10 protein-coding genes and 1 riboswitch are annotated in these 11,983 nt (G+C 63.9%); of the genes, 5 read left to right on the top strand and 5 right to left on the bottom strand.

Features of this window, described 5'->3' with window-relative positions; translation table 11 throughout:
• Nucleotides 1-41 precede the first annotated feature (41 nt).
• On the bottom strand, nucleotides 42-2,651 hold the full coding sequence (gene acnB / locus BM382_RS05340) for a bifunctional aconitate hydratase 2/2-methylisocitrate dehydratase (RefSeq protein ID WP_072442185.1): 2,610 nt from the start codon (nucleotides 2,649-2,651) through the stop codon (nucleotides 42-44).
• 409 nt (nucleotides 2,652-3,060) lie between these two features.
• On the opposite strand from acnB, the gene BM382_RS05335 reads away from it, so the two are divergent.
• The gene (locus BM382_RS05335) at nucleotides 3,061-3,552 is read left to right on the top strand and encodes a DUF1289 domain-containing protein (protein WP_093508653.1); all 492 of its coding nucleotides are present in this window, start codon (nucleotides 3,061-3,063) and stop codon (nucleotides 3,550-3,552) included.
• 305 nt (nucleotides 3,553-3,857) lie between these two features.
• Here the strand turns inward: BM382_RS05335 and BM382_RS05330 are convergent, their stop codons facing one another.
• Complete coding sequence (locus tag BM382_RS05330) at nucleotides 3,858-4,721, bottom strand: universal stress protein (protein ID WP_011060931.1); 864 nt, start codon at nucleotides 4,719-4,721, stop codon at nucleotides 3,858-3,860.
• Nucleotides 4,722-5,010: 289 nt separating this feature from the next.
• On the opposite strand from BM382_RS05330, the gene miaE reads away from it, so the two are divergent.
• From miaE to BM382_RS05315, 3 genes are all read left to right on the top strand, one after another.
• Nucleotides 5,011-5,616: a MiaE family protein gene (gene miaE / locus BM382_RS05325; RefSeq protein ID WP_011060932.1), complete on the top strand. Its 606-nt coding sequence runs from the start codon at nucleotides 5,011-5,013 to the stop codon at nucleotides 5,614-5,616.
• Between the two features lie 171 nt (nucleotides 5,617-5,787).
• Nucleotides 5,788-6,498, top strand: coding sequence for a winged helix-turn-helix domain-containing protein (locus BM382_RS05320; RefSeq protein WP_011060933.1), 711 nt, complete (start codon nucleotides 5,788-5,790; stop codon nucleotides 6,496-6,498).
• Nucleotides 6,499-7,788 (top strand): ATP-binding protein, encoded by a 1,290-nt coding sequence (locus BM382_RS05315; protein WP_011060934.1) that lies wholly within the window; start codon nucleotides 6,499-6,501, stop codon nucleotides 7,786-7,788.
• Nucleotides 7,789-7,855: 67 nt separating this feature from the next.
• On the opposite strand, the gene BM382_RS05310 is transcribed toward BM382_RS05315, so the two are convergent.
• The 3 genes from BM382_RS05310 to BM382_RS05300 form a co-directional block, all read right to left on the bottom strand.
• The gene (locus BM382_RS05310) at nucleotides 7,856-8,659 is read right to left on the bottom strand and encodes a MipA/OmpV family protein (protein WP_072442183.1); all 804 of its coding nucleotides are present in this window, start codon (nucleotides 8,657-8,659) and stop codon (nucleotides 7,856-7,858) included.
• A 6-nt stretch (nucleotides 8,660-8,665) separates the two neighbouring features.
• Complete coding sequence (locus tag BM382_RS05305) at nucleotides 8,666-10,477, bottom strand: serine hydrolase domain-containing protein (RefSeq protein WP_072442180.1); 1,812 nt, start codon at nucleotides 10,475-10,477, stop codon at nucleotides 8,666-8,668.
• 108 nt (nucleotides 10,478-10,585) lie between these two features.
• Nucleotides 10,586-11,074 (bottom strand): GFA family protein, encoded by a 489-nt coding sequence (locus BM382_RS05300; protein ID WP_011060937.1) that lies wholly within the window; start codon nucleotides 11,072-11,074, stop codon nucleotides 10,586-10,588.
• A gap of 110 nt (nucleotides 11,075-11,184) precedes the next feature.
• Nucleotides 11,185-11,350, top strand: a riboswitch (yybP-ykoY riboswitch).
• Nucleotides 11,351-11,355: 5 nt separating this feature from the next.
• Here BM382_RS05300 and mntP point away from each other — a divergent pair.
• Complete coding sequence (gene mntP, locus BM382_RS05295) at nucleotides 11,356-11,928, top strand: manganese efflux pump MntP (protein WP_011060938.1); 573 nt, start codon at nucleotides 11,356-11,358, stop codon at nucleotides 11,926-11,928.
• Nucleotides 11,929-11,983 lie beyond the last annotated feature (55 nt).

Genomic DNA, 11,983 nt, shown 5'->3' with positions numbered 1-11,983 from the left:
ATCGTGGAATACGCGGCGTTCCTTCTTACAACGCTACAGCCTTAGGCTTGCACCACCGGGATGTTGGCGTTGGCAGCCGCTTCACGGAACTCCGCGATCTGGTCGAAGGACAGGTAGCGGTAGATATCGGCCGCCATGCTGTCGATCTTGCCAGCGTATTCCATGTACTCCTCGACGGTCGGCAGGCGACCCAGGATCGAAGCCACCGACGCCAGCTCGGCCGAAGCCAGGTAGACGTTGGCGCCATCGCCCAGACGGTTCGGGAAGTTACGGGTCGAGGTCGAGACCACGGTGCTGTTCGGCTCGACGCGTGCCTGGTTACCCATGCACAGCGAGCAGCCCGGCATTTCCATGCGTGCGCCGGCCTTGCCGTAGATGCCGTAGTAGCCTTCTTCGGTCAGTTGGTGAGCGTCCATCTTGGTCGGCGGCGACAGCCACAGACGGGTTGGCAGCTGGCCCTTGACCTGATCCAGCAGTTTACCGGCAGCGCGGAAGTGACCGATGTTGGTCATGCACGAACCGATGAACACTTCGTCGATCTTCTCGCCAGCAACGCTGGACAGCAGACGGGCGTCGTCCGGGTCGTTCGGCGCGCACAGTACCGGCTCGCTGATGTCGGCCAGGTCGATTTCGATGATTTCGGCGTATTCGGCGTCGGCATCGGCTTCCATCAGTTGCGGGTTGGCGATCCAGGCTTCCATCGCTTGAGCGCGACGTTCCAGGGTACGTGCGTCACCGTAGCCTTCGCCGATCATCCAGCGCAGCAGGGTGATGTTGGACTGCAGGTACTCGGTGATCGACTCTTTCGACAGCTTGATGGTGCAACCGGCAGCCGAACGTTCGGCCGAGGCGTCGGACAGTTCGAACGCCTGCTCCAGGGTCAGGCCTTCCAGGCCTTCGATTTCCAGGATGCGGCCGGAGAAGGCGTTTTTCTTGCCTTTCTTCTCGACGGTCAGCAGGCCGTTCTGGATGGCGAAGTAAGGAATGGCATGGACCAGGTCACGCAGGGTGATGCCAGGTTTCATTTTGCCCTTGAAGCGCACCAGGATCGATTCCGGCATGTCCAGCGGCATGACGCCGGTGGCAGCGGCGAACGCCACCAGGCCGGAACCGGCCGGGAACGAGATGCCCATCGGGAAACGGGTGTGGGAGTCACCACCGGTACCGACGGTGTCCGGCAGCAGCATGCGGTTCAGCCACGAGTGGATGATGCCGTCGCCCGGACGCAGGGAAACGCCGCCGCGGGTCATGATGAAGTCAGGCAGGGTGTGGTGGGTGGTCACGTCGATCGGCTTCGGATACGCCGCGGTGTGGCAGAAGGACTGCATCACCAGGTCAGCGGAGAAGCCCAGGCACGCCAGGTCTTTCAGTTCGTCACGGGTCATTGGACCTGTGGTGTCCTGGGAACCCACGGTGGTCATCTTCGGTTCGCAGTAGGTGCCAGGACGAACGCCTTTGTCTTCTGCCAGGCCGCAGGCCTTGCCGACCATCTTCTGCGCCAGGGTGAAGCCCTTGGTGCTTTCAACAGGGGCTTCGGGCTTCTTGAACAGGTCGAACGCAGGCAGGCCCAGTTCGGCGCGAGCCTTCTCGGTCAGGCCACGGCCGATGATCAGCGGGATACGGCCGCCGGCACGGACTTCGTCGAGCAGGACCGGGGTCTTCATTTCGAAGGTGGCCAGGACTTCGTCGGTACCGTGCTTGCAGACTTTGCCTGCGTGCGGGTACAGGTCGATCACGTCGCCCATGTTCATCTTCGACACGTCGAATTCGATCGGCAGGGCGCCGGCGTCTTCCATGGTGTTGTAGAAGATCGGGGCGATCTTGCTGCCGAAGCAGAAGCCGCCGGCACGCTTGTTCGGAACATAAGGCACGTCGTCGCCGAAGAACCACAGTACCGAGTTGGTGGCCGATTTACGCGAGGAACCGGTACCGACCACGTCACCGACGTAGGCGATCGGGAAGCCTTGACCGCGCATTTCTTCGATCTGCTTCATCGGGCCGGTCTTGCCTTGCTCGTCCGGAACGATGCCGTCACGGGCCATTTTCAGCATGGCCAGGGCGTGCAGCGGGATGTCCGGGCGGGACCAGGCATCAGGAGCAGGGGAGAGGTCGTCGGTGTTGGTTTCGCCGGTGACCTTGAACACCCGCAGGCTGATCTTGTCGGCCAGTACCGGGCGATTCTTGAACCACTCGCCGTCGGCCCAGGATTGCAGTACGCCTTGGGCGTGAACGTTGCCGTTCTTGGCTTTTTCCGCGACGTCGTGGAAGGCGTCGAACATCAGCAGGGTGTGCTTGAGTTGAGCGGCGGCCACTGGCGCCAGTTCGGCGTCGTCCAGCAGGTTCACCAGGGTCACGATGTTGTAGCCGCCCTGCATGGTGCCCAGCAGTTCAACGGCGCGCTTCTTGTCGATCAGAGGGGAGGAGGCTTCGCCTTTGGCCAGCGCGGAGAGGAAACCGGCCTTGACGTAGGCGGCTTCGTCGACTCCTGGTGGAACGCGATTGGTGATCAGGTCAACGAGGAAAGCTTCTTCGCCAGCCGGGGGATTCTTCAGCAGCTCGACCAGGCCTGCAGTTTGTTCGGCGTTAAGCGGCTGGGGAACGATACCCAGTGCTGCACGCTCTTCGATATGTTTGCGGTAGGCTTCAAGCACAGTTATTACCCTCATCAGTGGTCCCAAATGGGTGTCCGGGACGCTCATCCCGAAATTGCCGTACTCATGCGCTGCGTGGCGTTGTGGGCCACTTAGCCAGAATTACCGACAATTCCTTACAGAAGCTGCTTTCAAAGTTTTACGCCTGCAGAACGGGGAGCTGATGAGGGTTGGCGTTGGGTTTTTCCCCGCTGGAAAAACCCCTCGCCAACACCGCTCTGAAGGAACGACTGTGCTCGTGACGCTTTGAAAACAGCTTCAAACGGACATTGGCGCCTAAAAAGGCTGGCTGATTCTACGGTAAAAAAAGCCTCAACGTAAGTTGCTGTATTGAAGTTTGAGGGGTGATCAATCTTAGACAAAGGGCTAACATTGCCCACTGTTTTGCTTTTGCGTGCGTTGTCTATCTATGCCCAATCAGACCATCAAGACCCCCTGCGTCGGCCTCTGTTCCACGGTTTACGGCGATCTGGTATGCCGTGGCTGCAAGCGTTTCCACCATGAAGTGATCAACTGGAATGGTTACAACGAGGAGGAAAAACGCGCGGTCTGGCTGCGTCTTGAGCACCTGCTGGTGCAGGTGATGGCGGCCAAGCTGGAAGTCTTCGATCCGGTGCGCCTGCGCGAGCAACTGGAGCAGCGCAAGATCCGCTTCGTGCCCCATCAGTCCGAGTATTGCTGGGCCTACCAGCTGATTGCCCGCGGCGCGCGAGTGATCAACCAACTCGATGCCTATGGAATGGTGCTGCTGCCTGAGTTTCGCGACTGGGCCCTGCCGGAGTTGCGCGACGCCATTGATCGGGAATTCTTCCTGCTGTCCGAAGCCCACTACCAGCGCTACATCGCCCCCGGCTTTCTCAAGGATGCCCTCGTCTGTGTGCTTCGCTTTGCTATTTACTGAGGTTGATCGGGCTCTGTAGGAGCTGGCTTGCCAGCGAAGACGGCCGCCAGGGCGGTGCAAGGCTTGTAGGCCTCTTCGCCGGCAAGCCGGCTCCTACGGGGTGGGGCTCCGGGATGTGCCTGGGCTCTGTAGGAGCTGGCTTGCCAGCGAAGACGGCCGCCAGGGCGGTGCAAGGCTTGTGGGCCTCTTCGCCGGCAAGCCGGCTCCTACAGGGTGAGGTTGATCGGGCTCTGTAGGACTGGCTTGTCGGCGAAAGCGCCGTCATGGACGGCGCAGATTACGCGATGGCGTTGCGGGGAGGGGGCTCAAGCCTTGGCCGCCAGCTCTTCCAGGTGATCCATGATGTCCGCCGGCTTGAGCACCAGCACGTCGCTGTCCAGGGAGTCGAGCACCACTTCGGCGGTGTTGCCGATCAGTGCCCCGGAAATCCCGGTGCGGGCCACGGTGCCGATGATGGTCAGCACGGCGCCAAGCTTGTGGGCCAGGTGGGGAATCAGCACATCGGCCGGGCCTTCCTCGATATGCAGGTGGGCGTCGTCGATGTCGAACTCGGCCTGGAACGCCTTGCACTGCTCGCGATAGCGCGCCTCGATGGTTTCCTTGAGCTGGAACACCGGGTCGGCGGCCGACAGCATCGGCGACGGGTGAGCGCTGATCACATGCAACTGGGCCTTGGCCAGGCTGGCGATATCGAAGCCGTGGTCGACGATACTGGCGTGCAAGGCCCGGTGCTCGCCGTCCATGTTGCCGACGTCGATGGCGGCCATCACCACGCCGCCGACCCAGGGCGTGGCGGTCTTGACCAGCAGCACCGGGGTCGGGCAGTAGCGCAGCAGTTTCCAGTCCGCCGGGGTCAGCAGGGCTTTCTTCAGCGGGGCGTCCGGCAGGTGCTGCTTGATCACCAGGCCGCAGCCCTCGGCCTGCTGCACATCGATGATGGTTTCGTGCAGGCTTTCGTTCCAGGCCTGCTCGGTGGTGACGCTGTAGCCTTCGCCGGTGAGGCTGCTCTTGAGTACGCTCAGCAGCGCCGAATGCTCGTGCTTTCTGTCGCAGACCAGCAGGTGCAGGTGGGCCTGGGTGACCCCGGCAATCAGCTTGGCGCGCTTGAGGGCAAGGCTTTCGCCGGGCGTGGGATCGATGACCACCAGGATACTGCGGATGCTTTGCATGATCGGGATCTCCAGGAAGGGATGAACGGTTAGGGTCTGTTCCCGTTTGGCCCAGCAACGCGGCTCGTCACCAAACGGGAACAGACCCTAGCGTGCACAACTATAGTTGCTGGCGCCCGGGCCGGATGTTGATGCATATCAATCGCGGCCGCTGGTGGTCTGCGGCCCGGCCGGTATAATCGCCGGCCTTTCGCTATGAAGCCTTTTGTCCCGTGAGCCTCATGTTAACGATCACTGATAGTGCTGCCTGCCGCTTTGCGGTGGTGGCTGATTGTTCGGAAATGCGCCGATGAACTTTCCTGAAATTCCCGACTTTCTTGGCTGCCGCACGCCCGACGCCTGGGTCCAGGCGGCCCTGGCCGACCAGGAAACCCTGCTGATCGACCACAAGAACTGCGAGTTCAAGGCCGCCAGCACCGCCTTGAGCCTGATCGCCAAGTACCACGCCCATGTCGACCTGATCAACATGATGTCGCGCCTGGCCCGGGAAGAGCTGGTGCACCATGAGCAGGTCCTGCGCCTGATGAAGAAACGCAAGGTCGAGCTGCGCCAGTTGCATGCCGGGCGCTATGCCTCGGGCCTGCGCAAGGTGGTGCGCAGCCACGAGCCGGTGAAGCTGGTGGACACCCTGGTGGTGGGCGCCTTTATCGAGGCCCGCAGCTGCGAGCGTTTCGAAGCCCTGGTGCCGCACCTGGACGAGGAACTGGGCAAGTTCTACTTCGGCCTGCTCAAAAGCGAGGCCCGGCACTACCAGGGCTACCTGAAGCTGGCCTATCAGTATGGCGACGCCAAGGACATCGCCCAGGTCATCGACCGGGTGCGGGCGGCGGAGCAGGAACTGATCGAGTCGCCGGATCCGGAGTTCCGTTTTCACAGTGGCGTGCCGGCCTGGTGAACGACTGCCCTTGTGTAAAAGCAGGGGCAAATTGTTAAAAACTCTTAAAAGAATGAAATATCGCGCAAAACCGCTGCAAGTCCCGGGTTTTGTGGCTTGCGTTATCCTTTCCTTAACCTCTTGCCCCCTATAATGCGCGCGCACAAATTGTGCGTTCACAGATTGGCAAATATGGAAAACCTGGGTCTTGGCAAGGTGTTGCTGGTGGAAGATGACGAGAAGCTCGCCGGGCTGATCGCGCATTTTCTGTCCCAGCACGGCTTTGAAGTGCTGACGGTCCACCGCGGCGATACCGCCCTGGCGGCATTTCTCGAATTCAAACCGAAACTGGTGGTGCTCGACCTGATGCTGCCCGGCCAGAGCGGCCTGCACGTGTGCCGGGAGATCCGCGCCGTGGCGGACACCCCCATCGTCATCCTTACCGCCAAGGAAGACGACCTGGACCACATTCTCGGCCTGGAATCCGGCGCCGATGACTACGTGATCAAGCCTATAAAACCGGCGGTGCTGCTGGCGCGCCTGCGGGCCCTGCAACGGCGCCAGGTGCCGGAAACCACCACCCTGCGCGGGGCCCTGGCATTCGGCGTGCTGAGCATCGACCGCAACAGCCGCGAGGTGCGCCTGGCGGGCGAGCCGGTGGAACTGACCACCATGGAATTCGAGCTGCTCTGGCTGCTGGCCAGCGCGCCGGGCAAGACCCTGTCCCGGGACGACATCCTCAACCGCATGCGCGGCATCGAGTTCGACGGCCTCAACCGCAGTGTCGACGTCTACATCAGCAAGCTGCGGGGCAAGCTCAAGGACAACCCGCGCGAGCCGGTGTGCATCAAGACCGTGTGGGGCAAGGGCTACCTGTTCAATCCGTTCGCCTGGGAGGTTTGAATGCTGCGTCTGTTTCTGGGGCTCTACCTGTTCCTGGCCCTGGGCTTCGCCGGGGCCATGACCGCGGTGCAACACATCTTCATCAACTACCTGGCCGCCGACCTGATCGAGTCCTACAACCGCGATGCGGTGCGCGGGCCGGCCTACAGCCTGAGCGAACAGTTGCGGCCGTTCGACGAGGCCGGGCGTCAACAGCAGCTGGAGCAGCTCAAGCCGCACTACGGGCTGCTGCTCAAACTGGTGCAGGCCGACGACCTGGACCTGAGCGTGCGCGAACAGGCCCTGCTGGATTCCAACCAGTTGGTGGTGCGCGAGGAGTTCACCGAATTCATCGGCAGCATCGACGGTGGCAAGCAACTGTTGAGCATCAAGCTGCCGGAAGACCCGCCCCTGACCCTGCTCTACAACATCGCCGCCTATGCCTTGCTCGGCGCGCTGCTGGCCATCGTCCTGTACTTCTGGGTGCGCCCGCACTGGCGCGACCTGGAGCGCCTGCGCCTGGCCGCCGAACGTTTTGGCGACAACGACCTGGGCACCCGGCTGCACCTGTCGCGGCGTTCCAACATCCGCGACCTGGCCCAGCACTTCAACCGCATGGCGGCGCGCATCGAGGGGCTGATCGCCAATCAGCGCGAGTTGACCAACGCAGTGTCCCACGAACTGCGCACGCCCATCGCCCGGCTGTCCTTCGAGCTGGACCAGTTGCAGCAACAACCAGATCCGGATGAAAACCGCGAGTTGATCGCCGACATGTATGCCGACCTCGGCGAGCTGGAGGAAATGGTCTCCGAACTCCTCAGCTACGCCAGCCTGGAACATGGCGCGGCCACCATCAACCGGGAAAACATCCAGGCCCAGAGCTGGCTCGACAGCGTGGTCGGCAGCGTGGCCCTGGAGGCCGAGGCGGCCGGGGTGCAACTGCTGATCCGTTCCTGCCAGGTGGAGTACGTGCGCATCGAACCGCGCTTCATGGCCCGGGCAGTGATCAACCTGCTGCGCAACGCCATCCGCTACGCCGACCGCCGGGTCGAGGTGTCCCTGGTGCGCCTGGAGCATGGCTACGAAGTGCGGGTCAACGATGATGGTCCCGGGGTGCCGGTGGATGGCCGGGAGAAGATCTTCGAGCCGTTTTCCCGTCTCGACGCCAGCCGTGACCGGCGTACCGGCGGTTTCGGCCTGGGCCTGGCGCTGGTGCGGCGGGTCTCGCAATGGCACGGCGGCAAGGTCGAAGTGGCGGATTCGGAGTGGGGCGGTGCCTCGTTCCGCATGACCTGGGCCCACCTCGACTGAGGTTCGCGCGCAGCCCTGAACCTGCGCAGCAACGCGGCCCGTGATCACGGGCCGCGCGTTCCCTTTCTTAGAAGCTGTACTCAAGTTGAGTGGCGATGCTGGTCTGCATGCGCCGGTCGACGATCGGGCTGTCGCCGGCTTCCTTGCTCAGGTACTTCATCGACAGCAGGGTCGAGACCTTGGTCTGCTCATTGAGGGGCAGGGTCCAGGCCAGGTCGGCGCCGCTGCTGACCCGTCCACCCTTGGCCCGGTAGGCGCCGAAGCGGCTGTGGGCCGCCTGGGTGTCGCTCACCCCGTACCAGGTCTGCATGTAGTCGGCGTTGCCGAACAGGCTGTTGAGGCTGGCATCCAGGCTGCCGAAGCGGCCCTGGTAGAGGTTGCTGCCAATGCTCAGTTCCAGTGCGCTGTAGGCCGAGCCGGTGTCGCGGTTATCGTTCTTCTTCACCGCGTGGGTCAGGGTAGCGCCCAGTTCGAACGGCCCCAGGTCATAGCCCAGGTGCGCGCCGAACTGCGCCCGGGTCTTTATTTCACCCATGCCCTTGAGGCGCTTGGAGCCCTGGCCCAGGTGGTTCTTGTCGCGCCGCGATTCGCTCGGGCCGACCCAGGTACTGAACGACAGGTCGCCCCATTCGTTGCCCCAGCCCAGGCCCTGGTCGGTATTGAGGAACACGCCCCAGGGGCTGATGATCTCGCCGCCGAGAATCGGCGCCAGGGCGCGTTCGTCACTGCCGCTGTAGCGCGGCACGCTGGCCACCCCGGCGTGCACGCCGTACTTCCAGTCTTCGGCGTGCAGCGTGCCGCAGACCGTGCTCAGGCCCAGGGTGCCGGCCCACAAGGCGGCGGTGGTGGCGGAATGTTTCAGGGTTTTCATGAAGGGTCAGAACCTCAGGTGGTTGGCGTTATAGGTGCGTTTGAATGAGTAGCCCAGGACGTTCACGCCGTTGACCTGGCGGCGCACGGTGTCGCCCAGGCCCGGGCCGTTGCCGGCGATCACCGCGTGGGCGTTGTCCACCGGGGCGAGGATGTAGTCGGTGAGGGGACGGCCTTGCTGCAGGCTGCGGATCATCAGGAAGCCGTCCTCCAGGGCGATGTCCATGCCGTTGATGGGCGGTTCGCCGGGGTCGTCGCTCAGAGCCTGGTAGGTGCCGACCGTGGCCAGCCAGTTGTCCGTCAGGGGCACCGGCTCGATCCGTTCTCCCACCGCCAGCAACTGGCCGTGGCTCTTGGCGGTGAACACCCGATGGCCCTGGACCTGCATCACGTCCAGTTGCAGTTGCCCCAGCGGGCCCAGGTCCTGGGGCCAGAGCCCGAGGCGCTTCTTGCGCACCCGCAGCCAGCCCTGTTCGTCCCGCAGCAGTTCGTAGCGCTCGCCGGCCAGCTCGGCGTACAGGCGCTGGTGCTGGTCGCGGATCCGCAGCACACCCCAGCGGGTGGCATAGAAGCCCGCCAGGTGCCGGCGATCCGCCGCTTGCGGAACCTGACGTTGCTGGGCCTGGGGGGCCGTGGCCGGTTGCGGTGGCGGTGGCGGGGCGCCGTGGGCCTGCAGCAGCATGCGCAGTACCTGGGGCACCAGGGGCTGGGCCAGGGCCTCGCCGCTGTCGGAATTGCTCATCACGATCACCGCCAGCTGCTGCTCGGCCAGCACGCTGATCCGGGCATGAAAGCCCTCGCCGAAACCGCTTTGCTGCCAGGTACGCATATCTGGCCGGACCCATTCCTCGCCGCAGGGCGACAGGAACCAGCCAAGGCCTACCTGGCAGTCGAAATCCAGCGGGTTGCCGGCGTTCTGCGTGCGCACCATTTCGTCGATGGATGCCGCCGAGAGCAGTTGGCGGTCCTGGTACCGGCCCTGGGCGAACAGCATGCGCACATAGCGGCTCAGGTCCCGCGGGCTGCTCCACAGGCCCTGGGCGGAAAGGTCGCGGACCAGGGCGTCGCTGCTGACACCGTCTTCATAACCTCTTGCCCGGTAGGGCTGGGCGCGGCTGTCCCCGACAAAGCTCGACTGGCTCATGCCCAGTGGGCGCAGCAGGCTCTTCTGCAACTGCTGTTCGAAATCCACGCCGCTGCTGCGCTCCACCGCTGCCCCGAGCAGGGCATAACCGAGGTTGGAGTAGGCGGTCTGGGTTCCCGGAGCGTTGCTCAGCCACAGCCCGCTGAGCTTTCCCGGCAGTTCGTCGAGGGCGTTGGGGGTGCGTGCGTCGCGCAGGTACTCGCTGGGAATGCCGCCCTGGTGGCTGAGCAGGCGGCGCAGAGTCACGGCCCGGTCGGCGGCGTTCTGGTCCTCGTGGAAGCGCGAGCGGACGTAGAACTCCCTGAGGGTGTTCTGCAGCGGCGCGTCCAGTTGCAGGCGCCCTTGTTCCACCAGTTGCATCACCGCCGTGGCAGTCAGCAATTGCGACAGGGCACCGGCGCGAAACGCGGTGTTTTCGGTCACTTGCAGGCCCCGAGCCTGGTCGGCGAAGCCAAAGCCCCGGGCCCAGATCAGTTGCTGGCCGTCCACCAGGGCGATGGATAGCCCGGGCACCTGATGTTCGGCCATCTGTTGCGGGATGTACTGCTTCAGGTAGCCGATGATGCTGGCGTAATCGCCGGGCGCGATGGGCGGCGGCGCTGGAGGCTGGCCGTTGCAGCCGAGGTTGCTCAAGAGCAGGCCCACCAGCGGCAGGCCGAGAAGTTTGCGGGACATGCAGCACCCGAGGGCCAATTGGATCAGCGGATGCTAGGGAAGGGGGGCGTGGCAGTCTTTGACAGCTTTGTCGGGAAACTGTCAAAGACTGTTAAGCCCCGGTTGCGCTCAGGCCTCCAGCCCCAGGCGCTGGTGCCACTGGGCAATCGATTCCTCGGGGTATTCGGCGAACTGCAGGTCGTGCGCCCCGGCATCGACCTCGACCCAGGGCGCCCTGGAGTCGAGCATCAGGTGGGTGTGTTGCGGCGGCACCGGCAACGGGGTGTCGATGGCCGAGGCAAAAGGGTGGATCAGCTCCGGCCATTGCGGGCTGAACAGCCACAGCCCGGAGCCGCAGCGCCCGCAGAAGTGCCGTTCGGCGCTGCTGCTGTGGGCCCGGGCGGCACCGGCGGGCTTGAGCCGGGCATGGTAGATGACGATGTGCTTGCGCCCGCGTACCTTGAGGCTGGCCGCATCGCCCCCCAGGTTGATGGCGTAGCCGCCACCGCCCTGGGTCTTGCGGCAGATCGAGCAGTAGCAGCGCTGGTAGGGATAGGGATGGCGGCTGGACAGGCTGAAGTGCACGGCGCCGCAATGGCAGGAGCCCTGGAGTTGCATGGGGTACCTCCACGAATCAACGGGTGGATTGCACAGGCTAGCCGCTGTGCGAGCAGCTGTCGTGGCGCGGTGCTGATGAAATTTTCACATGTGCCCGGCTAAGCTGCGCGCCTCTTTGGGGAGTAGCCTGCCACCGCGCCCTGCGGTGGCGCCCGTATCAACATTCTCGGCAACCTGCCGTGGTACGGGCACCGTTTCGGTTGGTGAGACCATCGACATACCTGCGCTGAAGTCGGGCGCGTGGGCATGTCGTGGACTCAAGCCCGACCGGAAGACTCAACGTGAACCCAGCCTCGATCATCTTTCTCGCCTTCGCCATGTCCACCGATGCCTTCGCCGCCGCGGTGGGCAAGGGTTCGGCCATGCTCAAGCCGCGCCTGCTGGAAGCTTTGCGCATCGGCCTGATCTTCGGCGTCATTGAAGCCATCACCCCGGTGGTGGGCTGGTTCATCGGCCAGGCCGCGACTCAATGGGTGGCCAACTGGGACCACTGGATCGCCTTCAGCCTGCTGCTGTTGCTGGGCCTGCACATGATCTACAACGGCACCCGCCAGCAGGCTGAGGCCGAGGAAGAAAAACCGCGCCAGCACGGCTTCTGGCTGCTGGCGGTGACCGGCTTGGCCACCAGCATCGATGCCCTGGCGGTGGGGGTGGGGCTGGCGTTCGTCAACGTCAACATCTGGGTCGCGGCCAGCGCCATCGGCCTGGCCACCATGACCATGGTCACCCTGGGAGTGATGCTGGGCCGCGCCATTGGCACGGTGATGGGCCAGCGCGCCGAAGTGCTGGGCGGGGTGGTGCTGATCATCGTCGGCTCGAGAATTCTCTACGAGCACCTGTCGGCTGTGGCTTGACTTCAGTATCGGCGGCGGGGCGGTTCTGCGGGCAATGCGGCCGCGCCTCGGGCCG

Origin of the sequence: Pseudomonas sp. NFPP25 (assembly GCF_900116505.1) — a bacterium.
Lineage (GTDB): Bacteria > Pseudomonadota > Gammaproteobacteria > Pseudomonadales > Pseudomonadaceae > Aquipseudomonas > Aquipseudomonas protegens.
Note: the sequence above shows the minus strand (reverse complement) of the source record. Positions and strands in the feature narration are given on the sequence as shown.

What these genes read in the sequence shown, in the direction of transcription:
- BM382_RS05315 (WP_011060934.1), top strand. Translation starts at nt 6,499, where the DNA reads ATGCTGCGTCTGTTTCTGGGGCTCTACCTGTTCCTGGCCCTGGGCTTC.
- miaE (WP_011060932.1), top strand. Translation starts at nt 5,011, where the DNA reads ATGAACTTTCCTGAAATTCCCGACTTTCTTGGCTGCCGCACGCCCGAC.
- BM382_RS05300 (WP_011060937.1), bottom strand. Translation starts at nt 11,074, where the DNA reads ATGCAACTCCAGGGCTCCTGCCATTGCGGCGCCGTGCACTTCAGCCTG.
- BM382_RS05305 (WP_072442180.1), bottom strand. Translation starts at nt 10,477, where the DNA reads ATGTCCCGCAAACTTCTCGGCCTGCCGCTGGTGGGCCTGCTCTTGAGC.
- BM382_RS05310 (WP_072442183.1), bottom strand. Translation starts at nt 8,659, where the DNA reads ATGAAAACCCTGAAACATTCCGCCACCACCGCCGCCTTGTGGGCCGGC.
- BM382_RS05330 (WP_011060931.1), bottom strand. Translation starts at nt 4,721, where the DNA reads ATGCAAAGCATCCGCAGTATCCTGGTGGTCATCGATCCCACGCCCGGC.
- BM382_RS05335 (WP_093508653.1), top strand. Translation starts at nt 3,061, where the DNA reads ATGCCCAATCAGACCATCAAGACCCCCTGCGTCGGCCTCTGTTCCACG.
- BM382_RS05320 (WP_011060933.1), top strand. Translation starts at nt 5,788, where the DNA reads ATGGAAAACCTGGGTCTTGGCAAGGTGTTGCTGGTGGAAGATGACGAG.